This is a genomic window from Bradyrhizobium australafricanum (genome assembly GCF_020329495.1).
In the GTDB taxonomy this organism is placed as follows: Bacteria; Pseudomonadota; Alphaproteobacteria; order Rhizobiales; family Xanthobacteraceae; genus Bradyrhizobium; species Bradyrhizobium australafricanum.
In genome coordinates this window covers 17,002-40,410 of sequence record NZ_JAGKJL010000037.1, presented here as the reverse complement: position 1 = coordinate 40,410, position 23,409 = coordinate 17,002, and the positions used below count along the sequence as shown (strand labels likewise).

General features: G+C 66.1%; 22 protein-coding genes. 5 read left to right on the top strand and 17 right to left on the bottom strand.

Going from position 1 to position 23,409, the window contains the following annotated elements:
* Positions 1 to 4: 4 nt before the first annotated feature.
* From J6525_RS28485 to mepA, 6 genes are all read right to left on the bottom strand, one after another.
* Positions 5 to 1,270: a hypothetical protein gene (locus tag J6525_RS28485; RefSeq protein ID WP_225647135.1), complete on the bottom strand. Its 1,266-nt coding sequence runs from the start codon at positions 1,268 to 1,270 to the stop codon at positions 5 to 7.
* A 112-nt stretch (positions 1,271 to 1,382) separates the two neighbouring features.
* On the bottom strand, positions 1,383 to 2,054 hold the full coding sequence (gene modC, locus J6525_RS28480) for a molybdenum ABC transporter ATP-binding protein (RefSeq protein ID WP_225647134.1): 672 nt from the start codon (positions 2,052 to 2,054) through the stop codon (positions 1,383 to 1,385).
* A gap of 103 nt (positions 2,055 to 2,157) precedes the next feature.
* On the bottom strand, positions 2,158 to 2,853 hold the full coding sequence (gene modB / locus J6525_RS28475) for a molybdate ABC transporter permease subunit (protein WP_225647133.1): 696 nt from the start codon (positions 2,851 to 2,853) through the stop codon (positions 2,158 to 2,160).
* 2 nt (positions 2,854 to 2,855) lie between these two features.
* Positions 2,856 to 3,641 (bottom strand): molybdate ABC transporter substrate-binding protein, encoded by a 786-nt coding sequence (gene modA / locus J6525_RS28470; protein ID WP_225647172.1) that lies wholly within the window; start codon positions 3,639 to 3,641, stop codon positions 2,856 to 2,858.
* Between the two features lie 208 nt (positions 3,642 to 3,849).
* Positions 3,850 to 4,359 carry a hypothetical protein gene (locus tag J6525_RS28465; protein ID WP_225647132.1) on the bottom strand — a complete coding sequence of 170 codons (510 nt, stop codon included), beginning with the start codon at positions 4,357 to 4,359 and terminating at the stop codon, positions 3,850 to 3,852.
* A gap of 130 nt (positions 4,360 to 4,489) precedes the next feature.
* A complete protein-coding gene (mepA, locus tag J6525_RS28460; RefSeq protein ID WP_225647131.1) occupies positions 4,490 to 5,452 on the bottom strand; it encodes a penicillin-insensitive murein endopeptidase in 963 nt (320 codons plus the stop codon).
* A gap of 195 nt (positions 5,453 to 5,647) precedes the next feature.
* Between mepA and J6525_RS28455 the strand changes: the two genes are divergently transcribed.
* Positions 5,648 to 6,085: a L,D-transpeptidase gene (locus tag J6525_RS28455; protein ID WP_225647130.1), complete on the top strand. Its 438-nt coding sequence runs from the start codon at positions 5,648 to 5,650 to the stop codon at positions 6,083 to 6,085.
* A gap of 356 nt (positions 6,086 to 6,441) precedes the next feature.
* Positions 6,442 to 8,640: a putative bifunctional diguanylate cyclase/phosphodiesterase gene (locus J6525_RS28450; protein ID WP_225647129.1), complete on the top strand. Its 2,199-nt coding sequence runs from the start codon at positions 6,442 to 6,444 to the stop codon at positions 8,638 to 8,640.
* Between the two features lie 107 nt (positions 8,641 to 8,747).
* On the opposite strand, the gene J6525_RS28445 is transcribed toward J6525_RS28450, so the two are convergent.
* From J6525_RS28445 to J6525_RS28435, 3 genes are read right to left on the bottom strand one after another with little or no spacing between them, the layout of a single operon-like run.
* The gene (locus J6525_RS28445; protein ID WP_225647128.1) at positions 8,748 to 9,206 is read right to left on the bottom strand and encodes a DUF1801 domain-containing protein; all 459 of its coding nucleotides are present in this window, start codon (positions 9,204 to 9,206) and stop codon (positions 8,748 to 8,750) included.
* A 35-nt stretch (positions 9,207 to 9,241) separates the two neighbouring features.
* On the bottom strand, positions 9,242 to 10,024 hold the full coding sequence (locus J6525_RS28440; RefSeq protein WP_225647127.1) for a sulfite exporter TauE/SafE family protein: 783 nt from the start codon (positions 10,022 to 10,024) through the stop codon (positions 9,242 to 9,244).
* 11 nt (positions 10,025 to 10,035) lie between these two features.
* Positions 10,036 to 10,641: a TetR/AcrR family transcriptional regulator gene (locus tag J6525_RS28435; protein WP_225647126.1), complete on the bottom strand. Its 606-nt coding sequence runs from the start codon at positions 10,639 to 10,641 to the stop codon at positions 10,036 to 10,038.
* Positions 10,642 to 10,746: 105 nt separating this feature from the next.
* On the opposite strand from J6525_RS28435, the gene J6525_RS28430 reads away from it, so the two are divergent.
* Positions 10,747 to 11,658: a sterol desaturase family protein gene (locus tag J6525_RS28430; RefSeq protein WP_225647125.1), complete on the top strand. Its 912-nt coding sequence runs from the start codon at positions 10,747 to 10,749 to the stop codon at positions 11,656 to 11,658.
* A 21-nt stretch (positions 11,659 to 11,679) separates the two neighbouring features.
* On the opposite strand, the gene J6525_RS28425 is transcribed toward J6525_RS28430, so the two are convergent.
* From J6525_RS28425 to lepA, 6 genes are all read right to left on the bottom strand, one after another.
* Entirely contained in the window at positions 11,680 to 13,647 is a 1,968-nt protein-coding gene (locus tag J6525_RS28425; RefSeq protein ID WP_225647124.1) for a methyl-accepting chemotaxis protein, read from the bottom strand.
* A 179-nt stretch (positions 13,648 to 13,826) separates the two neighbouring features.
* Complete coding sequence (locus J6525_RS28420; RefSeq protein WP_225647123.1) at positions 13,827 to 14,744, bottom strand: NADP-dependent oxidoreductase; 918 nt, start codon at positions 14,742 to 14,744, stop codon at positions 13,827 to 13,829.
* 467 nt (positions 14,745 to 15,211) lie between these two features.
* Positions 15,212 to 16,384, bottom strand: a complete 1,173-nt coding sequence (locus J6525_RS28415; RefSeq protein WP_225647122.1) for an acyl-CoA dehydrogenase family protein — start codon at positions 16,382 to 16,384, stop codon at positions 15,212 to 15,214.
* A 161-nt stretch (positions 16,385 to 16,545) separates the two neighbouring features.
* Entirely contained in the window at positions 16,546 to 17,772 is a 1,227-nt protein-coding gene (locus J6525_RS28410; RefSeq protein ID WP_225647121.1) for an MFS transporter, read from the bottom strand.
* A 253-nt stretch (positions 17,773 to 18,025) separates the two neighbouring features.
* Positions 18,026 to 18,355: a hypothetical protein gene (locus tag J6525_RS28405; protein ID WP_225647120.1), complete on the bottom strand. Its 330-nt coding sequence runs from the start codon at positions 18,353 to 18,355 to the stop codon at positions 18,026 to 18,028.
* A gap of 100 nt (positions 18,356 to 18,455) precedes the next feature.
* Positions 18,456 to 20,267, bottom strand: a complete 1,812-nt coding sequence (gene lepA, locus J6525_RS28400; protein ID WP_225647119.1) for a translation elongation factor 4 — start codon at positions 20,265 to 20,267, stop codon at positions 18,456 to 18,458.
* Between the two features lie 277 nt (positions 20,268 to 20,544).
* Here lepA and J6525_RS28395 point away from each other — a divergent pair, with 277 nt between their 5' ends.
* Both J6525_RS28395 and J6525_RS28390 read left to right on the top strand, forming a co-directional pair.
* Positions 20,545 to 20,718: a M15 family metallopeptidase gene (locus tag J6525_RS28395; protein ID WP_225647118.1), complete on the top strand. Its 174-nt coding sequence runs from the start codon at positions 20,545 to 20,547 to the stop codon at positions 20,716 to 20,718.
* Positions 20,719 to 20,826: 108 nt separating this feature from the next.
* Positions 20,827 to 22,440, top strand: coding sequence for a glycosyltransferase family 39 protein (locus tag J6525_RS28390; protein WP_225647117.1), 1,614 nt, complete (start codon positions 20,827 to 20,829; stop codon positions 22,438 to 22,440).
* Positions 22,441 to 22,601: 161 nt separating this feature from the next.
* Here the strand turns inward: J6525_RS28390 and J6525_RS28385 are convergent, their stop codons facing one another.
* Both J6525_RS28385 and J6525_RS28380 read right to left on the bottom strand, forming a co-directional pair.
* Positions 22,602 to 22,928: an HPr family phosphocarrier protein gene (locus J6525_RS28385; RefSeq protein WP_028335869.1), complete on the bottom strand. Its 327-nt coding sequence runs from the start codon at positions 22,926 to 22,928 to the stop codon at positions 22,602 to 22,604.
* Positions 22,925 to 23,326 carry a PTS sugar transporter subunit IIA gene (locus tag J6525_RS28380; RefSeq protein WP_021076632.1) on the bottom strand — a complete coding sequence of 134 codons (402 nt, stop codon included), beginning with the start codon at positions 23,324 to 23,326 and terminating at the stop codon, positions 22,925 to 22,927. The genes J6525_RS28385 and J6525_RS28380 overlap by 4 nt, the downstream gene beginning before the upstream one ends.
* Positions 23,327 to 23,409: the final 83 nt, after the last annotated feature.

Below are 23,409 nucleotides of genomic sequence, written 5' to 3'. Positions count from 1 at the left end.
GCCGTTACGTCTTGCGCAGGAAGTTCGAATCCGGCGCGAACTTCTTGATCATGTCGGACAGCCCGTCGTCGGCCGGCGGACCGGACGAGCCCTTGGACGCCGCGTCCGGCTTGGTCTCGCCCTTGATTTTCTGGCCGGAAATCTCGGCCAGCGCCGCGAGCAGCGTCTCGTCGAGATTGTCGGCCGCTGTCTTCGCAGGTCGTGTCGTCGCAGCTGGCGTCGTGGCGGGCGCAGCGGGAGCCGGCGGAGGTGGCGTCGGTGGAGTGGGCGCGACCGCACGGATTTCGGGCTCGCGCCTCGCCGGCGGCGCTGACTCCGGTGCCGGCTTGGACGCGTCCTTGGGGGCGTCCTTGGATGCATCCTTGGGGGCGTCCGCGCGCCGGGCGGCGGCCTCGCTGACGGCGGCGATCAACGATGCTTCGAGGGCGGCGGGCGTGTCGGCCGGCATGGGCGGCGGTGTGACCGGTACCGGCGGCGAAGCGGCGGGCTTCGCGTCCCGGGTTGCGCGACCGAACAGCGGTTCCCGCGGGATCGCCGCCTGCGGCCGGCTGTCGGTGGCCTTGCCCGGCTCTTTGCCAGGCTCCTTGGCAGGCTTGAAGAGACCCGCGCGTTCGGCGGCCATCTTGGCGGAAGCCTCCTCGACCGTGGCGAGCAGGGACGCTTCGAGAGCGTTTGCGCGATTGCTTGGCGAAGCCGCCGGCTTGGCGGAAGGGATGATCACCTGCTTTGGCTGCGGCGGGGGCGGCAGCGGCGGCGGCCGAGATGCTTCGACTGGTGCGGGCGGCGGCGGGATCGGCTGACCATCCCCGGCGCGCGCGATGATGCCGTCGACAATCGCCGCCAGGCGGCCCTTGTCGGGTGCGGCCAGATAGCTCGCCGCCAGCTCGTCGACATATTGCGGGCCGTAATCGGCGAGCACATTGGCGATCTGGGCGAGGTCGGGATCGCTGTCGACAAGCCGGCGCCAGGCCTCCCGGTCGTAAGTCTCCCGGTCGTAAGCCGCGTCCCCCTTCTTGTCGGGCCAGGCCACCCGGCGCGGCTGACGCTGCCCGGTATCCTGGGCTTCGATCGGGTCGAGGGTCGGCGGCTGCAGTCCGTCGCTGAGGCGCGGCGGTGTAAATCCCGAGGCGCCGGCCGGCACGGCAGCATCGGCCGGACGCCGGCGCCGCTCGTCGACCTGCAGCGCGATCAGGCCGACGCCCATCAGCAGGAAGCCGAGCGCGGCCCACGAAATCGTGGCGCACAGCAGCCCGCCGATCAGCAGCAACACCCAGCCAGTCAGTCGCACAAATTCACCCTTCCCTATGCCCGATCGGACGTCCCGACGCGGGCCTGGCAGACAAGATAGGCTATCTTATGCCGACTTTCGGAAAAACGGCCAGCTAGGCGCCCGCCGTCAGCACCTTGACACCGCCGAACGCGGTCACCTGGCCGCCGCGCAGCATCACGATCTGGGTGGCGAGCTGGCGCAGCTCGGCCGCGTCGTGGCTGACATAGACCATCGGGATGCCGGCTTCGTCGCGCAGCCGCACCAGATAGGGCAGGATCTCGAGCTTGCGGCTTTCGTCGAGCGCCCCCAGCGGCTCGTCGAGCAGCAGCAGCCGCGGCTTGGACAGCAGCGCCCGGCCGAGCGCGACGCGCTGGCGCTCGCCGCCGGAGAGCTTTCCGGGACGGCGGTCGAGCAGGGCGCCGATGTCGAGCAGGTCGACGACGCGCCGGTGTTGGGCGGGATCTTCGGTGAGGCCGTTCATGCGGCGGCCGTAGTCGAGGTTCTGGCGGACATCGAGATGCGGAAACAGCCGCGCGTCCTGGAACACGTAACCAATGCGGCGGCGCCAGCTCGGGACGTGGATGCCGGTCGCGGTATCGTCGACGGTCTCGCCGTCGATCACGATGGTGCCGCGGTCGGGACGCAACAGTCCCGCGATGGTGTTGATCAGCGAGGTCTTGCCGGAGCCGGACGCGCCGAACAGGCCGGTGACGCGGCCCTCGCTGCTGAACGAGGCCGCAAGCGAGAACTCGCCGAGCTGCTTGGTGATGTCGACGCGCAGCATGGCTAAAGCGCGATGAGATTGAGTTGAATCGTCATCGCGCTTTAGCTCCTTGTTTGAGCATGACCTCTTCGGAAAACCGCTTCACACTTTTCCGGATCATGCTCTATTGCCCATGCAGGCGCGCGGTGGCGCGACGCGCGAACACTTCAGCCGCGACCAGTGCGCCGACCGCGAGCACGATCGAGATGATCACGAGCCGCGCGGCGGCGGGGTCGCCATCCGGCGTCTGGATCAGCGAATAGATCGCCGACGAAATGGTCTGGGTCTCGCCGGGAATGTTGGAGACGAAGGTGATGGTCGCGCCGAACTCGCCGATCGCCTTGGCAAAACCGAGTACCATGCCGGCCAGCAAGCCGGGCAGCGCCAGCGGCAGCGTCACGGTTGCGAACACCCGCCAGGGCGCGGCGCCGAGTGTCTCGGCCGCCTGCTCGAGCCGGCGGTCGACCGCTTCGATCGAGAGACGGATCGGCCGCACCAGAAGCGGAAACGACATCACGCCGCAGGCGAGCGCCGCGCCGGTCCAGCGGAATGCGAACACGATGCCGAGATGGTCGGCCAGCCAGCCGCCGACCAGGCCGCGCTTGCCGAAGGTCAGCAGCAGCAAATAGCCGGTGACGACGGGCGGCAGCACCAGCGGCAGATGCACGGCGGCATCGAGCAGCGACTTGCCCCAGAAATCGCGCCGCGCCAGCAGCCAGGCGAGCGCTACCCCGAACGGGGTCGCCACCAGTGTTGCGATGACGGCGACCCGCAGCGACAGCAGGATCGCCGTCCATTCGGTCGGCGAGATCTCGAACACGCTTAGGTCGTCGGGCTGATCAGGAACTTGAAGCCGTATTTCTCGAGGATCGTCTTCGCCGCGGACGAGCGCAGGAAGGCCAGGTACTCGGCGGTCTCCGGCTTCGCGGTCGTGGTCGCCGCGACCGGATAGATGATGGCCGGATGGGTGTCGGCCGGGAAGGTGCCGACGATCTTGACGCCCGGCTCGACCTTGGCGTCGGTCGAATAGACGATGCCGAGCACGGCTTCGCCGCGTGCCACCAGCGTCAGCGCGGCGCGCACGCTCTCGGCCATCGCGAATTTCGGCTCCGCCGCCTGCCAGGCGCCGAGCTTCTCCAGCGCGGCCTTGGCGTATTTGCCGACCGGCACCGCCTTGACGTCGCCGGTCGCGATCCTGGCGTCGCCGGCGACCTTGGCGAGATCGAAGCCCGGTCCGATGTTGACGTTGTCGATCTTGGAATCCTTCGGCGCGATCAGCACGATCGAGTTGCCGAGCAGGTTCACCCGCGTCTGCTCATTGATGTTCTTCTGCTTGATCGCATAGTCCATCCAGTCGGTGTCGGCGGAGACGAACACGTCGGCCGGCGCACCCTGCTCGATCTGCTTGGCAAGCGCCGAGCTCGCGGCATAGCTGGCGGTGATCTTGACGCCGGTCTTGGCGGTATAGGCTGCATCGATGTCGTCGAGCGCGTTCTTCATCGAGGCGGCGGCAAACACGGTGAGCGTCTTGTCCTCCGCTCTCGCGGGCGAATGCAGCGCGCCGAGCAGGATGACGAAAGCGGTGAAAAGTCCGGCAAGCCTTGAAATTGAAAGTCGTGACATGGAAAGCGCTCCGTGCGAGTTCGCGCGCGAACGATTGCGCGCAAATCAGGCGTTGGGTTGGGGTCTGGCCTGCGACGGACGGAAGCGCTGTTCCGCTGGTCCCCGACGGACTTACGGTCCTCAGGGATATCGCGCTGCAAACATAGCAGGCTGGGGCTTACGGTAAAGGCGACCGTTTGTCTAACCGCTCGTCCTATTCGTCCGCCGGCTGGATCGCGATCGACAGCGAGTTCTCTTTTGAGCCGCTGACCTGCAGCACGAAGGGGCTGGCGGCGAGGTCGTATTTCACGGTCTTGCGGATACCGTCGCAATCGGTCGCGCCGCTGAACGCCTTGGGCTTCAGGAGATGCCCGTCCTGCACCAGGTCGACCCAGGCCCCGGCCGACAGGCTGACGGTATAGAGCCCGGCCTTCGGCGCGGCCTTGAAGTTGGTGAAGCCGGCGAAGGTGCCTTCCTTCGGCGCGCGCTCCGGCGGGGTCGGCAATTTGGCGTCGCCGGGGGCCACCAGCGCCAGCGTGATCGCGGTCGCCGGCAGCGCCGTCTGCTCGCTTCCCGATACGACCCTGGCACGATCGGACGCGGTCAGCGCGGCGCGTGCGCGCTCGATCGACCATTTGAACTTGTCACAGCCGCTCGGCTCCTCCGCCGCGACAGCGGAAGTCGAGACGAGCACGAGCGCTGCGGCGAGGAGCGATTTGCGCATGTCTGGTCCATTCGTGATGACGGATAAACAGATCAGCCGCCCCGATCCATCGCCCGAACGCGCTTACGGCGCGACGGCACGAGATCATATCGCAGTTCGAGCCGGCCGGCATAGCCGCCTGACGAAGATGTTATTGCCCTGGCAGCTGCTGTTTGGCGTCGGGGGCGTTCAGCACCGTCCTGCAGTCAGCCGGCATCTGCGCAAGCGTCATCGGCGGGCGGGGTTTCGGCGGCTTCGGCGGAGGCTTCGGATGCAGCACCGAATCCTTGAACCAGAAGGCGAGATCGGACGGCTTGCAGCCTTCGCCCTCCGCCTGCGCCTTCTGGCTCTCGCAGGTCGGGCTGCCGGACGGACATCGCATGCGAATGTGGAAGTGGTAGTCGTGGCCCCACCACGGCCGGATCTTCGACAGCCAGCCGCGATCGCCCGTGGCCTCGCGGCACAGCGCCTTCTTGATCGCGGGATTGACGAAGATGCGCTGCACCGCCGGCTCCCGCGCCGCGTCGCGGATAACGAGTACGTGGCCCGGCGTGAAGACGCGCGGATCGATGTCGAGCCGGTCGTCGCGCACCATCATCACCGCCGACATCTCCTCGCGGTCCTCGCGCGACAATTTGCGATCGGGCATCGGCGTCAGCCAGATGTCGGCGTCGAGTCCGATCTGGTGGCTGGCATGACCGGAGAGCGCGGGGCCGCCGCGCGGCTGGCCGATATCGCCGACCAGGATGCCCGGCCAGCCGGCGTCCTTGTGCGCGTTGGCCGCAAGCCGCTTCAGCAGCGCGATCATGTTGGGGTGACCCCAGTAGCGGTTGCGCGACAAGCGCATCACCTGCCAGGTGTCGCCGTTGAGCGGCATCTGCGTGGCGCCGGCGAGACAACCCTTGGTGTAGCCGCCGATCGACCGGGTCGGCAATGCCGCCGGCAAAACCTTGCGCGCGAACAGCTGCTTCGCCCCGATCTTTGGATCGTTGGGGTTGGCGAGCGGCGGCAGCGGCTGTGGATTGAGCGAGCCCCTGTCCTGCGCCCGCGCGGAGATGGTGCAGGCGACGAGGGCTAAGATCAGGAGTGGGAACAGACGCAGGCGGGGTGTCATTCGGATCACTCTGTCGGCGCAAGGCTAGCATGGATTCGAACCGGACGTACCGCGCTTTCATCCCATTCGCTTGATCGCCCACAGGGTGGATTAAGATTACCCGCGGCTTCCAGGCTCCGATGTGAGCCACGCCACTTTACAAGCGCACGTTGTGGGCGACATCATGTCCGCAATAATTTCAGGGTAGGCGTTATTGTGACAAGCGTATCGTGCGTACGGCTGGCGTTTGCCGCCGCGATTGCCGCGCCGATTTTGGCGTTCTCCCCGGCACGGGCCGATGTCGTCGTTCACATCGATAAATCATCGCAGCGCATGGCGGTCAGCGTCGACGGCGCGAGACGCTACAACTGGCCGGTGTCGACCGGCCGCCGCGGCTATGGCACGCCGAGTGGGGTGTTCCGTCCGCAGATGCTGGCGCGCCGCTGGTACTCGAAGAAGTACTATAACTCGCCGATGCCGCACTCGATCTTCTTCCACCGCGGCTTTGCCATCCATGGAACATACGAACTCACGCGCCTTGGCGGACCGGCCTCGCATGGCTGCGTGCGCCTGCATCCCTCGCACGCCGCAATGCTCTATGCGCTGGTCGAGCGCAACGGCCGAGGCGGCACGCGCATCGAGATCACCAACTAAGGTATGATCCGGCAAAATCCGAAGGCTGAGGCGCACCGCACTTTAACCGCGCGATAACCCTGCGGCACGCTGACGAACATTGATGCGCTTGAAGCGTCTTCGGCGCATTCATTGTGCAATCGCGCGCCGGTTTACGCTTCCTTCACCAAGAGCCGGCGCTTCGTCGCTGCGAATCTGTGCCGTGCGCCGCCGGAGCGCCGGGAGCAAACTCGCGCCCGGCGTGAATTCGCCTGCAAAGCAGGCATGCAAGGGCTTCTCAGGCAGCGCAGCTACGCGCCAGGAGATACCAATTTTTCAGAGACTTATCGCAGATATATCGCCGAACTGGAATGCGCGTGGGGCGTGCGATACCGATGATGCGGCCGAAGAAAAACACCAAGAAACTGAACCAGGCCAAACTGTCCCGTCCTCGGGGCCGCCGGCCCGCACCGATGCCGAAAGTGTCGGGCAGATCGCGCCGCCCCGCGGTCGAGATCGGCGAACTGGTGCGCCAGCGCGCGCAGGCCGAGGCCGCGATCGCCGAGGCGCGCAAATCCAACGCGCGGCTGCGTGAGGCGATCGACATCCTGCCGCAGGGCATCGTGTTCCTGGACCGCGAAGGCCGCTATACGCTCTGGAACAAGAAGTATTCGGAAATCTACAAGCGCAGCTCCGATCTGTTCGAGCACGGTGCGCGCCTGGAAGACACCATCCGCATCGGTGTCGCGCGCGGCGATTATCCGGAGGCCGCCGGCCGCGAGGAAGAGTGGATCGCCGAACGGCTCAGGAAGATGTACCAGCCGGGTGAGCGGCACGAGCAGGTGCTGGCCGACGGCCGCGTCGTGCTGATCGAGGAGCGGCTGACCTCGGATGGCGGCATCGTCGGCCTGCGCGTCGACATCACCGAACTGAAGCAGCGCGAGGCGTCGTTCCGCCTGCTGTTCGACGGCAATCCGGTGCCGATGATCCTGTGCGCGCTCGACGGCGAGCGGATCCTCGCCGTCAACGACGCTGCGATCGCGCATTACGGCTACGTCCGCGCCGAATTCGAGCGGATGACGATCAGGAGCCTGCAGGCATTCGATGCCGACTTGCCTTGGGCGGCGGGCCGCAGCAGCGACGAGCAGGCGGCGCGGACCTGGAAGCATGTGCGCGCCGACGGCACGCTGATCGACCTTGCGATCTATTCGCGCCAGCTGATGCATGGCGACCAGCCGGCGATGCTGCTCGCGCTGATGGACATCACGGAACGCAAGCGCGCCGAGGCGCGACTCGCCTTCATGGCCCAGCACGACAGCCTGACCGGCCTGCCCAACCGCAATCTGCTGCGCCAGCAGATGGACGAGATGCTGCAGCACACCCGCCGCTCGACCGACAAGGTCGCGGTGCTGATGCTGGGTCTCGACAATTTCAAGGCGGTCAACGAGACGCTCGGTCACGGCATCGGCGACAAGCTGCTGCGCGCGGTCGCCAAGCGCCTGCGCTCGACGCTGCGCGAGGAAGATGCGCTGGCCCGTCTCAACTCCGATGAGTTCACCATCGTGCAGGGCGGCGTGATGCGGCCCGAGGACGCGGTGTTGCTGGCGCGGCGGATTTTGGACGCGATCGGCGAGCCCTATCTGCTCGAGGGGCATTCGGTGGTGATCGGCGCCAGCATCGGGATCGCGATGTCGCCCGGCGACGGCGAGGATTCCGAAAAACTCCTGAAGAGCGCCGACATGGCCTTGTCGCGCGCCAAGAGCGAATTCCGCGGCACCTTCTCCTTCTTCGAGGCGGAGATGGACGCGCGCGCCCAAAGCCGCCGCAAGATCGAGATCGACCTGCGCGATGCGATCCAGAACGAAGGCCTGCGGCCCTATTACCAGCCGCTGGTCGATCTTGCGACCGGGCGCATCACCGGCTTCGAGGCGCTGGTGCGCTGGCCGCATCCAGAGCGCGGCATGATCTCGCCGGGCGAGTTCATCCCGGTGGCAGAGGAGACCGGGCTGATCAATCCGCTGGGCGCGCTGATGCTGCATCGCGCCTGCATGGACGCGGCGCAATGGCCGGATGACGTACGCGTCGCGGTCAACCTGTCGCCGCTGCAATTCCGTACCGGCAACCTGCTGGCGCTGGTCACCGACGCGCTGCGGCAATCCGGCCTGCCGGCGCGGCGGCTCGAGCTCGAGATTACCGAGACGCTGCTGCTCGAGAAGAGCAGCCAGGTGCTGGCGACGCTGCATGCGCTGCGTGCGCTCGGGGTGCGGATGTCGATGGACGATTTCGGCACCGGCTATTCGAGCCTCAGCTATCTGCGCAGCTTCCCGTTCGACAAGATCAAAATCGACCAGTCCTTCGTGCGCGACCTTGGCGCGAACCCGGACGCGCAGGCGATCGTGCGTTCGATCGTCAGTCTCGGCATCGGGCTCGGCGTCACCATCACCGCCGAGGGCGTCGAGACCGAGGCGGAGTTGAGCTGCCTGCGCGCCGAAGGCTGCCACGAGGGCCAGGGCTTCTTGTTCAGCCGCGCCCGGCCGAACGCCGAGGTCATCAGCCTGCTGAAGGCGCAACGCGTCGCGACCGCGCTGGTGGCGTAGAAAGGCTGTACCCGCCACGTCATTGCGAGCGGAGCGAAGCAATCCATCTATCCTCACGGGCGGTCAGATGGATTGCTTCGTCGCTTCGCTCCTCGCAATGACGGAGGTTACGTCCTGCTGCCTGCCGTCCGCTTGTTCAGATGATAAGTCAGCGCCAGCGCCACGCAGTGGCGCAGCGCGGATTCGGGGAGCTTGCCCGCGACATCGAGCAGGATGGCGCGGTTGCCGCTGTAGCTGAGCTCGGGATAGAGTTCGCGGAAGGTCTCGACCAGATTGGTCTGGCAGTGGAAGTAGACCGCGACCTGGTCGGCGGCCGGCTTCACCTGATCGATCCGGACCGTGCTGCCGCTGCCGGTCTCCGGCGTGAGGTAGCTCGGCTGGCCCCATTTCAGCGTCTCTTCCAGCGCGCCGACGCCCTTGGTCGCCTCCGCGGTCTCGAAGATCAGCTGCCGCAGCGCCAGCAGCTTGGCTTTGACCGGGGCAGGGTACGCGTCGAACAGCGCATCTGCCGGTTTGGTGTGCGGCCGTCGCGCCGCCTTGCTGGTCGATGTTGCCGGCTTGCGCATGGTGGGCTCCGCAAGGAGGACGTATCCACGCCTATCTACCACAGCGCCTTGAAGGTCATATAGAGCGCCATCAGCGACACGAAGACGATCATCGCGTTGCGCAGCCGCGCGCGGTCGATGCGGTTGGCGGCGCGGGCGCCGAGATCGGTGCCGGCCAGCAGGCCGACGATCACGCCCGCGAGCACCGGCCAGGACGCCAGCGAGCCCTCGCTCCAATAGATCCATGCCGAGGGGATCGCGGTCGGGATCAGCGATATCACGAGGCTTGCCATCTGCGCCTGATGCTGCGGCACCCCGAGCACGGCGCTTAAGCCCACCACGGTCGCCAGTCCGCCGCCGATGCCGAGAAAGCCCGACGACAGGCCCGCCAGCAGCCCGACAATGAGCAGCGCCGGCCAGGATATTTCGCGCGCGGTGCCCTTGTCGTCGTGCTTCGCCTGGTCACGTCCGCCGCGCAGGATCAGCATCGCGTCGAGCACGACGAGATAGGCCACATAGGTCCAGCGCAGCGCGGGCTCGGCGACATGGTTGGCGGCGAGCGCGCCGGCCGCGCCGCCGGCGACGAAGCCGACTGTCAAGAGCGCGATCCAGCGCAATGGTGTGCGGTTGCCGCTCTGCCAATAGCGCCGGATCCCGGTGAGGCTGGTCGGCGGCACCTGCGCGACCAGGGAGATGCCTTGCGCGACATGCTGCCCGGCGCCGAGCAGTAGCACCGAGAACACGACCAGTCCGCCGCCGGGGCTGACGCCGAGCAGCCCGGCGGTCAGACCGCCGGCGAGGCCCGTGCCGATGCCGGCGAGGAGGTCGTGGACGATCATGGCATCTCCCGTCAGCGCTTGGCCGCAAGGCCGGCAAGGAAGATGTCGAAGGCGTGCATCGCCTCCGCGGTCGAGACGGTCTCGCCCCACAGCCGTTGCAGCACGATGCCCTGGAACATCGCGACCATCGCTCGCGCCGCGCCGCGCGGCTGCACGCCGCGGTCGATCGCGCCGCTCTTCTGGCCGCGCCGCAGCAGGTCCACGATCAGGGCGATCGGCTGGCGGATTCCGCTCGTCACCTGGTCGCGGACCACGTCGTCGCGCAGCGCCTCCGCCCAGAGCTGCAACGCGACGCGGCGGGCGCGCAGGCCTTCTTCCTTCTGCAGGTCGCCGAGAAAGCCGCGGGCGATCGACCGCAGGCTCTGCAACACATCGTCCGGTGGACCCTCGAGCACCAGCAGCGCGCTGTCGCGGCCATGGCGGCTTTCGCCGATCGCCTGGATCAGCTCCTCCTTGCCCGTGAAATGCCCGTAGATGCAGCCGGCGCTGAGCCCGGACTGCTTGATCACGTCCTGGATCGTGGTCTGGTGAAATCCCTGGCGGGCAAAGCAGATCTCCGCGGCCTGCAGAATCTCCTCGCGGCGGATCGCGAGCGTCTCGGGTTTCACCTTCGGCATAGTCGGGTCCTTTTCAGGTCGCGGCCAGCTAATGCGGCGGGCTTGACGATCATTCGTTGCCAATGTAAAGAACGAATATTCGTTTTGTAAAGAGGAGCGGCCAGCATGATCGGCTTTGCAAAGCTTGTGTGGCATCCGGGCGCGGCTGAGATGGCTCATGTCGAGCTGCCGTCGACCGGCGCGCGCATCGCGTTCCTGCTCGCGTCGTTCGCGATCGTGCTGCTGTTCGAGGCCGCGTTTCCGCTGTTCAGCTATGGCCGCAGCGACCGGCTGCGCAATATCGGCCGCAACGCCGCCATCACCGTGATCTTTGTCGGCGTGAACCTGCTGCTCAGCCCGCTGTCGCCGCTGGCCGCGCAATGGACGCTGGATGCGAAATTCGGTCTGTCGCACTGGCTCGGCCTGTCACCCCTGAACCAGCTCCTGCTCGGGATCGTCGGGCTCGACCTGTTCGCCTATTTCGCCCACGTCTCCATGCACAAGCTCGGCTGGATGTGGCGCTTCCATCGCATGCACCACGCCGATCGCTTCGTCGACGTCACCACGGCCTTCCGCGAGCATCCCGGCGAGACGCTGTGGCGGATCGGCTGGCACATCGCCGGCGTCTTCGTGTTCGGAACGCCGGCCTGGGTGCTGGTTACCTATCTGACGCTGTCGGCGCTGAACGCCCAGTTCGAGCACGCCAATATCCGCCTGCCCGAGCGGCTCGACCGCTGGCTGCGGCTCGTCTTCGTGACGCCGAACATGCACAAGATGCATCATTCGCGTCATCAGCCGGAGACCGACAGCAATTATTCGAACCTGCTCTCGATCTGGGACCGGCTCGGCGGCACCTATAATCGTGGTCCACGCTTCGCGGAGCTGCGCTATGGCCTCGACGGCTTCGACGATCCCGAGAAGCAGTCGCTGCGCGGCCTGCTGAAGATGCCGTTCATGCGCGATTGGGGCCGGCCCGACTCTCGGCCGGACGACAAGTCCGACCGGTCCGCTCCGCCGCCCGTGCTGCCCTGGCCATGACTTGAAGCCCGGCGCCGCCGCTCAGGCGGCGTTGCGCAGTCCGGCGAGGAAGGTGTCGACGCTGTGCGACAGCGCGGCGGCGTGATCGCCGAGCTGGCCGGAGGTATCCAGCACATTGCCGGTGAGGGCCCGCGACTGGCCGGCGGCTTCGCTCGCGCCCGCGATATTGGCGGAGACCTCGACGGTCCCGGTGGACGCCTGCTGCACGCTGCGGGCAATCTCGCGCGTCGCCGAGTCCTGCTGCTCGACGGCGGCCGCGATCGCGGTGGCGATACCCGAGATCTCGCGGATGGTACCGCTGATGTCGCCGATCGCGCTGACGCAGTTGCCGGTGGCGGACTGGATCGCGCCGACCTGGCCGGCGATCTCCTCGGTCGCCTTCGCGGTCTGGCTCGCCAGGTCCTTCACCTCGGCGGCGACCACGGCAAAGCCGCGGCCGGCCTCGCCGGCGCGTGCCGCCTCGATGGTGGCGTTAAGCGCCAGCAGATTGGTCTGGCTCGCGATCGCGCTGATCAGGCGCAGCACGTCGCCGATCTTCTCTGCCGATGCGGCGAGGCTCGTCACCATCTCGGTGGTCTCCATGGCCTTGGTCACGGCGCTGTCGGCGACGCGGCTGGAATCGGTGACCTGGCGGCCGATCTCGGTGATCGAGGACGCCAGCTCCTCGGTTGCGGCTGCGACCGCATTGACGCTGGCGGATGCTTCCTCGGACGCGGCGGCTGCCGCCGAGGTCCGTTCGGAGGCGCCGTTGACGCTGGCGGTGATCTCGCCCGCGACGCGCTGCATGTCGCCCGAGGACCGCGCGACGGCGGCGACCATGCCCTTGACGTCGGCTTCGAAACGATCGGCCATCTGCCGCTGCAAGGCCTGCTTGTCGGCCTCCGCCTTCACCTTGTCGGCCTCCTGCGCCTCGCGCAGCGAGGAGGTTTCGACCATGCTGCGGCGGAACACATCGACCGCCTTCGCCATCGTGCCGAGCTCGTCGCGGCGCTCGCTGCCGGGTATGGTGACGCTGGTGTCGCCGCTGGACAGGCGGTTCATGACCGCGGTGATCGCGGTGAGCGGCCGCGACAGGCCGCGGCCGAGCAGGAACGCGAGCAGCACGGCGGCGGCCATGATCGCGACCACGCCGAGGATCAGATTGCGCTGCGCGCTCGCCGCGGCGGCTTCATAGTCGCTGGTGTCCTTGACGATCTCGAGCACGGCGACCGGTTCGCCGGCGTAGTTCTTGATCTGGCCGAGATAGAGCTCGACCGCATGGCCGTCGAGAACGGCGTCGCGCAGCAGGGCCGCACCGTTCATCACACGCTTGAGCTCGTCCTGGGTCGCGACCACGGTGTCGCCGAAGGTCGAGGACAGCCGCTTGAAGCTCTGGCCGTCGAAGGAGTGCACCGCGAGGTCGATGCCGAAGCGCTTCTTGGCGCGGTCGACGAATTCCTTGCCGAAGGCGGCGCCGACGTCGACATTGGCCAGCGTCTTGCCCTCGTGCATGATCGGGGTCATGCCGAAGATCGAAAGCGCCTCGCGGCCGGGCTCGACGCCGACGATCGGCTTGCCGGTCCTGTTCGATTCCACCACCGTGGTGCGCCGCGTCGAGGCGTCGTCGCCGAATACCTTCGGCGCGTGGACCCGGTAGAAGCCAGTTGCCGGGGGCTGCCAGAACGAGATCAGCGGGATGCCCTGCGCCTTCATCGCTGCCCAGGAGGCGCCGAGCAGCCTTCCGAGGCCGTCGCGGTCGCCCTTGGCGATAGCATCTTCGACCGGCGGCAGGGCGGCGATGACAGCCGAGACCGCAAGCGCGGCGCGCCCCTCGTAGTCGATCGCCGCAATCACGCTGTCATATTGCAGCTTGAGCTGCTGATCGAGCGCGAGCCGCGTCAGCGCCCGCTGCTGGCTGATGGAGAAGCCGCCGAGGATGGCGCAGGCGACCGCGACAGTCAGCGAAATCGCCAGAATCAGGCGGGCGGCAATCGATCGAAGCGTGAACATGGGACCAGCGAAACTCCAGGCATTAGCGCCGTCGGCAAAGTCGCAGAAAAAGCTTAACAACCGGATGTTGCGCCGCCGGTATTCGTGCCGCGACCATGGCCGCCGGTGCTACTTTCGTACTGTTCAACGTCTGGCCTGACAGGGCCGGCCGGCTGCGCGCATCAATAGGCATGTGTCACTCAGGGGCGAACGCGGATGATCGTACTCCCTTTGCGTCGACCGGTCGGATTCAAGGCAGCGACGGCCTCGTCGAGAGTCGTGACGTTGCCGATGTTCGTCCGCAGGCGTCCGTCCCGCACCCGCTGGACGATCTCAGTCAGTTGGGAACGATCGGACTCGACGACGAAGTCGACCGCCAGGCCGTCGGAGGGTCGCGCCTCGGCCGGCCCAACGATCGTCACCAGTATTCCTCCGCCTCGAATCAGTTTTGCCGACCGCTTCTGGATTTCACCGCCAATGACGTCGAACACCAGATCGACTTTGCCGACGTCCTCAAGGGCGTCGTTGTCGAGATCGACGAACTCCTGCGCGCCGAAGTCGAGCACAGTCTGACGGTCGGCGGACCGCCCGGAGCCGATGACATACGCGCCGGCCTCTCGCGCGAGTTGCGTCACCATCGACCCGACTGCGCCGGCCGCGCCGTGTGCGAGGACGCTCTGCCCCGCCTGGAGGCGGCCGTGCTGAAATAGTCCTTGCCATGCCGTCAGGCCCGAGACCGGAAGGCTTGCACCCATTGTGAAGTCGACGTCGCCCGGTAGCGGCGCGAGGTTGCGCGCCTCGATCGCCACATACTCGGCCAGCGTGCCGTCGCGATACCAGTCCGCTAGACCGAACACCCGCTGTCCCACCGATAGCCCTGTAGTGCCATATCCGAGAGCGGTGACCACTCCGGCCAGCTCGTGCCCCGGGATCGACGGTGTTCGGTCACGATCGAGGCGATCGGTCCAGGTCGAGGGCCACGCCAGCTCAGTCGGGACAAATCTCGACGCATAAACCTGAACGACGACGTCGTTTATCGCTGCCTGCGGCTCGGGCCGGTCCACCAGCTTCATCCCGGCCGTTCCCGCGGCTTGGTCCGTTACAACGATCGCCTTCATGGGATTTACTCCTCTGTCCTTTGGTGGAACTTTTGCAGAGCGCGCGGACGCGCCGACTATCCAAGAACTGCCAAGGCAGTTCGGTCGCTTAGTACGAACGAATAGATGCGCCGCGCCTGCTCATAAAACAGCACCAAGATTGCGAATTTTGGCTGTACCAAGCGCGACGGCTGCCCTCTGCGAGCTCAATGCGTTACCGCACCGCTGAAAAATCCGGGCAGTCGACAGAATCCATTTTGCACAGTCGGGGACAGAATTCAGATTGCGAGGGCCGCCAGTCGTCATGCCCACTGTTGGCCCAAAACCGACATGCCATGATTACCCGGCGATGTCGTGTTTTAGGGAGCAGAGCCGACACAGCGGACTTATGAGTCAACGCCCCGGTTCAATCTGACTTGATCGCGCTTCAGTTCTTGTTCAAGCATGGTCTTTTCGGAAAACCGCTTCGCACTTTTCCGGATCATGCTTTAGCGCGTCGTCGGCAGCGCCCCGAGATTGCCCGCCAGGATCGCCTTGCCGGCGTCCTCATACTGGGTGTCGCGGGCCTGGATCTGCTGCGCGATTGCGTGCATGTCGCGAAACCGTCGCTCGAACGGATTCCTGGCGAACACCGCCGTTGCCCCCGACATGTGATAGGCGATGTCGACCACTGCGGCCGACTGGTGGATGGTCCAGGTCGAGGCGATGCGGATCGCGACGCGATGCGCCTCGGTGATGGGATCGCCGCGGACGAGATCGCTCCAGACGTCGTGGGCCGTCGCGTACAGATAGGCGCGCGCGGCGCGCAGGCTCGCCTCGGTGCGGCCGATCTGGCCCTGCACGGCGTTGTTGTCGCGCATCGCCTTGAGGCCTTGCGGGGTCTTGCCGCGGGCAAGCTCGGTCGCCGCATCCAGCATGGCGCGCGCGACGCCGAGCGAGGTGGCGGCAAAGCCCATGCTGAACACCATGTTGGTGGAGAGCTTGTAGAGCGGCCCCGGCTCGCGGCATGCGGCGGGATCGTCGCGCAGCGCGGCGAATTTTTCCGGAATGAAGAGGTTGTCGACCGAGTAGGAATCGGTGCCGGTGCCTTTCAGGCCGATCACGTCCCAGACGTCATACATTGTCGCTGACGACATCGGGAACAGGATGGTGCGGATCTCCGGCGAACCGTCGGGCTTCCCGCGCGGTGAGCCGTCGGCCTCGACGACGCGGACATGGGCGCCGAGCCAGCTTGCCTGCCGTGAGCCCGAGGCGAAATCCCAGCGCGCGCTGGCGCGATAGCCGCCGGGCTCGGCGCGGACCTCATGGGCGATCGCGCCCCAGGCGAGAATGCCGGGCGCGGTGTTGAAGATCTCGTTGGCCGCGTCGGGCTCGAGATAGGCCGCGGTCATGGCGCAGACGCTGCACTGGCCGAGGCACCAGGCCGTGGATGCATCGGCCTTGGCGATCTCCTCCTGCATCTGCATGAAGGCGTCCAGTGTCGCCTCGGCGCCGCCAAAACGCTTCGGCAGCAGCGCGCGATACAGCCCGTTCTCGACCAGCGCCGCGGTGACGGAAGGCGTCAACCGCCGTGTCCGTTCGATCTCGTCGGCTTCGCTCGTGATCAGTGGCGCCAGCGCGCGCGCCCGCTCGACAAGGTCGAATCCCTGCGGCTTGTTCATGCGTGTCCTCGGCGCCTTCTGTCATTCTTGTTGGGCAGGCCAGGCGATGGTGGCTCATCCGGCAGGAGAGGGCAAGGGAAGGCAAGGCGGGACGGCGCCGATGCAGATCAGCTATCCACCAGCTGTGCCGGTGTGCGCGAGTGTGACGAATGCATCCGCGCTCAGGCGGCGGCGCGGCCGAGATCGAGCGACGGCTGGCGCTTGGTCGAGAAACTCAGCGCCACGGCGACCGCGGCGAGGCCGATCGCAAAGGAACCGGCGTGCAGCCACGTATAGCCGTGGAACGTGTCGAACACGTAACCGCCGGCCCATGGCCCGAGCGCCATGCCGAGGCTCGCGAACGCCGACACCGCGCCGAACACCGTGCCCATGATGCGCGCGCCGAAGAACTCGCGCACCAGCACGGCGTAGAGCGGCATCACGCCGCCATAGGCGAGGCCGAACACCACAGACAGCGCGTAGAACTCGCCGAGCTGCGCCACCGCGAGATAGGTCGCGATCGACAGCGCCTGCACCAGGAGGCCGCCGACCAGCACCGGCTTGGCGCCGAGCCGGTCGGCGAGCACGCCGAGCAGCAGCCGCCCGCCGAGCCCGGAGAAGCCGGCGAGGCTGTAGACCGTGACCGCGGTGAGCGGTGCGATGCCGCACACCATGGCATAGGACACCATGTGGAAGATCGGCCCCGAATGCGCCGCGCAGCAGGCGAAATGCGCCAGTGCCAGCGTGATGAATTGCGGCGTGCGCAGCGCCTGCGCCGCGGTCCATTCGGTGTGCGGCACGTTCGCGGCGGTCGGGATTGCGACGTCCGTTCCCTGCGGCGCCGGGCGCACCAGGAACGATGCGGGGATCAGCAACGCCCATGCGGCGATGCCGATCACGAACATCGCAAAGCGCCAGTCATAGGCCGTGATCAGCCAGCTTGCCGACGGCGCGACGGTCAGCGGCGATACGCCCATGCCGGCCGACACCAGCGCGACGGCGAGGCTGCGATGCTTGTCGATCCAGGCGCTGGCGAGCGCCATCATCGGCGCATAGAAGCTGCCGGCCGCGATCCCGATCAGCACGCCGAAGCAGAGCTGGAATTGCCACAGGCTCTGCGCCTGGCTCGCCGTCACTAAGCCAAGCCCTAGCAACAGGCTGCCCGCCAGCACCACGATGCGGGTACCGAAGCGGTCGGACAGCGCGCCCCAGGCGAACGCCGCAAAACCCATGCAGAGGAAATCCAGCGTCGCCGCCGCCGAGATGCCGGCGCGCGACCAGCCCATCGCATCCGAGATCGGCTGCAGGAACACCGCGAGCGACAGCATGGTGCCGAAGCCGACGCAGGTCATCAGCGCGCCCGCGCCGACGACGACCCAGCCATAATCGAATCGAGCGGCCTTGCTCATGCGTTTCCCCGGCGCCGTTGTTTGTTGTGGTGCGCGCAGGGAGGATGCTGGCCTATCCGAGGTCCAGGGGCAACATGACGGGCAACATGCCTCTCATTCCGTGATCAGCGGATTGTGCGTTGCATGCGCAAGATGTCGCAGCGACGCGCGGCTAGAGCCTTTTCCGTTCCGATAGAATCGGAACGGGGCTCTAGATCCTTGCTTTGACGCGTTTTCTTCACGCGAACCGGGAGCCACTTCGCTCGAAAACGCTCTAGCCGCACTGCCAGGCGCGTCCGATCGGCGTCCAGGTCCAGCACGGACCAAAACTGCCGCCATTGTAGCGGCCGCGATAGAATCCGGGGCGGCCGAAATAGTACCAGTCCCCGCCATACCAATATTGCGGCGAATAGTCCGGGTAGCCGCGGGCGGCGCCGCGCGGGCCGAACACCGGAATGGTTTGGTTCGGCGGCTGCCGGTAGCCGGGCAGGAAGCCATAGCCGTGCCAGCGGGTGCCGTGCCGCTTCTTCGAGGAGGCGGCGGAGCTCAGGTCCGGCTGCAGCAGTGCGAGGATGACGATCGAGAGGGAGAGGATGCGCAACATGATCGCAGTCTAGTCGGAGCGCGATGCAGTGGCGATTCAAATCATGGTGCGTTTTGTTGCTGGGACAAGAATGGGCAACAGTCGCGCCGGTAGCGCCGCCTCAGCTGTCCACCTTGAGCGCGGCGATGAAGGCTTCCTGCGGGATGTCGACCTTGCCGAACTGCCGCATCTTCTTCTTGCCTTCCTTCTGCTTCTCCAGAAGCTTGCGCTTGCGCGTGATGTCGCCGCCGTAGCACTTCGCGGTGACGTCCTTGCGCAGCGCGCGGACGGTTTCGCGCGCGATCACCTTGCCGCCGATCGCCGCCTGGATCGGGATCTGGAACATGTGCGGCGGAATCAGCTCCTTCATCTTCTCGACCATGGCGCGGCCGCGGCCTTCGGCACGGGTGCGATGCACCAGCATCGACAGCGCGTCGACCGGTTCGGCGTTGACCAGGATCTGCATCTTGACGAGGTCGGCCGGCTTGTAGTCGGTCAGATGATAGTCGAACGAGGCGTAGCCCTTGGAGACCGACTTCAGGCGGTCGTAGAAGTCGAACACCACCTCGTTGAGCGGCAGGTCGTATTTCACCATCGCGCGGGAGCCGACATAAGTGAGCTCCTTCTGCGAGCCGCGGCGGTCCTGGCACAGCTTCAAGACGCTGCCGAGATATTCGTCGGGCGTGAGGATCGTCGCCTCGATCCACGGCTCCTCGATCTCGGCGATCTTGACCACGTCGGGCATGTCGACCGGGTTGTGGATCTCGAGCTCGGTGCCGTCGGTCAGCTTCATCTTGTAGATCACGCTCGGCGCGGTCGCGATCAGATTGAGGTCGAATTCGCGCGACAGCCGCTCCTGGATGATTTCCAGATGCAGTAGGCCGAGGAAGCCGCAGCGGAAGCCGAAGCCGAGCGCGGCGGAGGTTTCCATCTCGTAGGAGAAGCTTGCGTCGTTGAGCCGCAGCTTGCCCATCGCCGCACGCAGCGTTTCGAAGTCGTTGGCGTCGACCGGAAACAGGCCGCAGAACACGACCGGAATCGCCGGCTTGAAGCCCGGCAGCATCTCGCTGATCGGCTTTTTGTCATCGGTGATGGTGTCGCCGACGCGGGTGTCGGCGACTTCCTTGATCGCCGCGGTGATGAAGCCGATCTCGCCGGGGCCGAGCTCCTCGACCTGCTCCATCTTCGGCGTGAAGAATCCGACGCGCTCGATGTCGTAGGCGGCGCCGGTGCCCATCATGCGGATGCGGCTCCCCTTCTTCATCACGCCGTCGACGACGCGGATCAAGACGACCACGCCGAGGTAGACGTCGTACCAGCTGTCGACCAGCAGCGCCTTCAGGGTCGCGTTGCGGTCGCCCTTCGGCGGCGGCAGGCGGGTCACGATGGCTTCCAGCACATCGGGCACGCCGACGCCGGTCTTGGCCGAGATCATCACGGCGTCGGACGCATCGATGCCGATCACGTCCTCGATCTGCTGCTTGACCTTCTCGGGCTCGGCTGCCGGCAGGTCGACCTTGTTCAGGACCGGCACGATCTCGTGATTGTTGTCGAGCGCCTGATAGACATTGGCGAGGGTCTGCGCCTCGACGCCCTGGCTGGCGTCGACCACGAGCAGGGAACCCTCGCAGGCCGCCAGCGACCGCGAGACCTCGTAGGCGAAGTCGACATGGCCGGGCGTGTCCATCAGGTTGAAGATGTAATCCTTGCCGTCCTTGGCGCGGTAGTTCAGCCGGACGGTCTGCGCCTTGATGGTGATGCCGCGCTCGCGCTCGATATCCATCGAATCGAGCACCTGCTCCTTGCCCGCCATTTCACGATCCGACAGGCCGCCGGTCATCTGGATCAGGCGGTCGGCAAGGGTCGATTTGCCATGGTCGATATGGGCGACGATGGAGAAGTTGCGGATGTTCGAAATCGGGGCAGTTGTCATGGGCGCGGGATAGCATCCGCACCCCCGCGCGGGCAACCAAATTGCGGTATTTTGCAGCGGTGTGACGGCGAATCACGGCGGCGTTTCCGGTTGGGTTGCCGTGACCGATTTCCGGGCATGTTCCTGCCAGGTCCGGCAGCTCGAAAATCGTCTTTCGCGTTGCCGACACCTGGCGGATGAGCATGCACGGCTACGCCGCCGCCATCGACCTCAACCTGAAAGTTCGGGATGACCGGCTGTGGGCCGGCAAGGCAAGACCATCCCTTACGAGAACCGGATGCCGCGCGTGATCGTCGACATCTTCGAGCGTCACGGCTTCATCTGGGGCGGCAAATGGTATCACTGCGATACCATCCATTTCGAGCACCGGCCGGACTTCCCCGAAAGTGAATCCGCTGGCTGGAGGCGTTCTCACGCCAAGCTGATTTCACTGGCCACAAAAACGCGCTAAAGCGCGCTGAAATGCGGATGAGCACTCATCGCGCTTCCGCTTCCATTAGGGCATGATCCTTCCGGGAAACCGCTTTCCACTTTTCCGGGCATGCCTCAGGCACAGGCCATGTCGACCGCCTCCACGCTCCCCGCCGCCCGGCGCACCAACCGCAAGCTGACGATCCGGCGGATCGCCGCCTGGATCGCCTCGCGCGCCACCGATCCCAGCACCAGCCTGTGGTTCGTGATCGGCTTTGCGCTGGTTCATGCGGTGCTGTGGACGCTGATCCTGGTCAAGCTCAAGGCCGCACAGGACATCCATATGGATGTTGCGGAAGCCTATGCCTGGGGCCAGCGCTTCCTGCTTGGCTATGGCAAGCATCCGCCGCTGTCGGGCTGGATCGCCGGGGTCTGGTTCAGGATTTTTCCCGTCACCAACTGGTCGACTTATGCGCTTGCGATGACGACGGTCAGCTTCGCGCTGGTGGTGTGCTGGCTGATCGCGCTGCGCGTCGTCGATCGCCGCCGCGCGTTCTTCATGGTGGTGATGCTCGCGCTCTACCCGATCTTCAATTTCAAGGGCTTCAAATACAACGCTGATCTCGCGCAACTGGTGCCGTTGCCGCTGCTGGTGCTGGCCTATCTGAACGCATTCGAGAAGCGCAGCTTCAAATCGGGTCTCTGGCTCGGCTTTGCCGGCATGCTGGCGCTGATGACCAAGTACTGGGTGGTGACGATGATCGGCGCCGTCGGGCTGGCCGCGCTGATCCATCCGCAACGGACGCAATTCCTGCGCTCGCCGGCGCCATGGGTTGCGATCGGCACGATGGCGGTGGCGATGATTCCGCATCTGGTGTGGCTGGAGGAGGTGGACTTCGTGCCGTTCACCTACGCCGGTGACGTCTACGCGCTGTCGAGCCGCGCACTCAATGTCCAGCTCGTGATCGGCTATGTCGTGCACAATGTCGGGCTGCTCGCGATTCCCGTCGTGCTGGGCCTGGTGGCGCTGCTGCTGGGCTCGGTGCCGTGGCGGCCGTCGGACGTGCTGGCGCGGATCTGGTCGCGCGGACCCAATCCGGCCGTCAACCTTCCGCAGGCGCTCAACGTCTGGATCATCCAGCTGATCGTCGCGATCGGGCCGCCGCTCGGCGCGCTGGCGTTCACCGTCTATATCAAGACCGATTGGGGCATCCCGCTGTTCTTCCTGGTGCCGCTTGCGCTGGTTGCGATCCCCTCGCTGCGCTTCCCGCGCATGGCGCTGTTCTCGATTACCGCAATCTGGTTCGTGGCCACGATCGCCACGCTGATCGCCGCGCCCAGCATCGCCACGCAGGAGATCGCGTCCAACCATATCGGCGGCTCGACCTACGCCGCGCGCTCCGAACTCGCGCGCGAACTCACCCAGACCTGGCAGGACAGATTCCATTCACGCTGGGCCGTGGTCGTCGCGCGCTCCGATATCGGCGAGCCGATGACGTTCTACAGTCCGGATCATCCGGCGTCGCTGGTGCCGGGCGAAGCCTGGTCGTCGGGGCTGACGTCGCTCGACGAAGCCAAGCGTCTCGGCTTCATCGGCGTCTGCGACACCACCGATCCGGTGTTCCTGAAGCCCTGCGAGGCGTGGATGGCGGAGCACGCCAAGGATGCCGAGCCGCTGGTGATGACCACCATGCGCTTCTTCAACGGCCATCCCGGTCCGTCGACGGTGTGGAAGGTCTATCTGGTGCCGCCGGCGAAGTAGCTTTCGCTCCCTCGCCCCGCGCTTGCGGGGAGAGGGTTGGGGTGAGGGGCTTTCACCGCGATGGCAGTCTATCGATAGACCTGTACCCCCTCACCCGGATCGCATCGTTCGATGCGATCCGACCTCTCCCCGCAAGCGGGGCGAGGTGAGAGGTGACTGCCTTACGTGCCTTCCTCGTTGAACTTGCTGGCGACGAGTTCGGCGATGGCGTCGAGCGCCTGCTGCGCTTCGTCGCCCTTCGCGGAGACCACGACCGTGGTGCCGGGCCCGGCGGCGAGCATCATCAAGCCCATGATCGAGGTGCCGCCGACCGTCTCGGTGCCGCGGGTGACCCAGATCTCGGCGTTGAAGCGCTCGACCAACTGGACGAACTTGGCCGATGCCCGCGCATGCAGGCCGCGCTTGTTGACGATCAGGAGTTCACGGGAAATGGCGCCCGCTGGCACGCCCGGGCCGACCTGATTTCCGCCCGGGGCCTCGTCGCTCATTTGCCTGCGAGAACGCGGCTGGCGATGGTGACGTATTTGCGGCCGGCTTCCTGGGCCATCGCGATCGCGTCGGGCAGCGAACGCTCCTCGCGAACCTTGGCAAGCTTGACCAGCATGGGAAGATTGATGCCTGCGAGCACTTCCACCTTCGGGCGGCTCATGCAGGAGATCGCAAGGTTGGACGGCGTGCCGCCAAACATGTCGGTGAGGATCGCAACGCCGTCGCCGCTATCGACGCGGTTCACCGCCTCGATGATGTCGCTTCGACAGAGATCGGAATCGTCCTCGGCCCCGATCGTAATCGCTTCAATTTGTTTCTGCGGACCCATGACGTGTTCGAGCGCCGCTCTGAACTCGTCGGCAAGGCGCCCATGGGTCACCAGCACTAGACCAATCATTGGAAACTCCTCGCGGGCGCCCTTTGGTGCACCGCACGAACGCGCCACTTTGACCATCCAGAGGCCCTACGCAAGAGGGCATC

What these genes read in the sequence shown, in the direction of transcription:
- J6525_RS28395 (WP_225647118.1), top strand. Translation starts at nt 20,545, where the DNA reads ATGCCGCGCGTGATCGTCGACATCTTCGAGCGTCACGGCTTCATCTGG.
- J6525_RS28465 (WP_225647132.1), bottom strand. Translation starts at nt 4,359, where the DNA reads ATGCGCAAATCGCTCCTCGCCGCAGCGCTCGTGCTCGTCTCGACTTCC.
- modC (WP_225647134.1), bottom strand. Translation starts at nt 2,054, where the DNA reads ATGCTGCGCGTCGACATCACCAAGCAGCTCGGCGAGTTCTCGCTTGCG.
- J6525_RS28390 (WP_225647117.1), top strand. Translation starts at nt 20,827, where the DNA reads ATGTCGACCGCCTCCACGCTCCCCGCCGCCCGGCGCACCAACCGCAAG.
- J6525_RS28430 (WP_225647125.1), top strand. Translation starts at nt 10,747, where the DNA reads ATGATCGGCTTTGCAAAGCTTGTGTGGCATCCGGGCGCGGCTGAGATG.
- mepA (WP_225647131.1), bottom strand. Translation starts at nt 5,452, where the DNA reads ATGACACCCCGCCTGCGTCTGTTCCCACTCCTGATCTTAGCCCTCGTC.
- J6525_RS28425 (WP_225647124.1), bottom strand. Translation starts at nt 13,647, where the DNA reads ATGTTCACGCTTCGATCGATTGCCGCCCGCCTGATTCTGGCGATTTCG.
- J6525_RS28435 (WP_225647126.1), bottom strand. Translation starts at nt 10,641, where the DNA reads ATGCCGAAGGTGAAACCCGAGACGCTCGCGATCCGCCGCGAGGAGATT.
- J6525_RS28385 (WP_028335869.1), bottom strand. Translation starts at nt 22,928, where the DNA reads ATGAGCGACGAGGCCCCGGGCGGAAATCAGGTCGGCCCGGGCGTGCCA.
- lepA (WP_225647119.1), bottom strand. Translation starts at nt 20,267, where the DNA reads ATGACAACTGCCCCGATTTCGAACATCCGCAACTTCTCCATCGTCGCC.
- J6525_RS28420 (WP_225647123.1), bottom strand. Translation starts at nt 14,744, where the DNA reads ATGAAGGCGATCGTTGTAACGGACCAAGCCGCGGGAACGGCCGGGATG.
- J6525_RS28415 (WP_225647122.1), bottom strand. Translation starts at nt 16,384, where the DNA reads ATGAACAAGCCGCAGGGATTCGACCTTGTCGAGCGGGCGCGCGCGCTG.
- J6525_RS28405 (WP_225647120.1), bottom strand. Translation starts at nt 18,355, where the DNA reads ATGTTGCGCATCCTCTCCCTCTCGATCGTCATCCTCGCACTGCTGCAG.
- J6525_RS28410 (WP_225647121.1), bottom strand. Translation starts at nt 17,772, where the DNA reads ATGAGCAAGGCCGCTCGATTCGATTATGGCTGGGTCGTCGTCGGCGCG.
- J6525_RS28450 (WP_225647129.1), top strand. Translation starts at nt 6,442, where the DNA reads ATGCGGCCGAAGAAAAACACCAAGAAACTGAACCAGGCCAAACTGTCC.
- J6525_RS28440 (WP_225647127.1), bottom strand. Translation starts at nt 10,024, where the DNA reads ATGATCGTCCACGACCTCCTCGCCGGCATCGGCACGGGCCTCGCCGGC.
- J6525_RS28380 (WP_021076632.1), bottom strand. Translation starts at nt 23,326, where the DNA reads ATGATTGGTCTAGTGCTGGTGACCCATGGGCGCCTTGCCGACGAGTTC.
- J6525_RS28445 (WP_225647128.1), bottom strand. Translation starts at nt 9,206, where the DNA reads ATGCGCAAGCCGGCAACATCGACCAGCAAGGCGGCGCGACGGCCGCAC.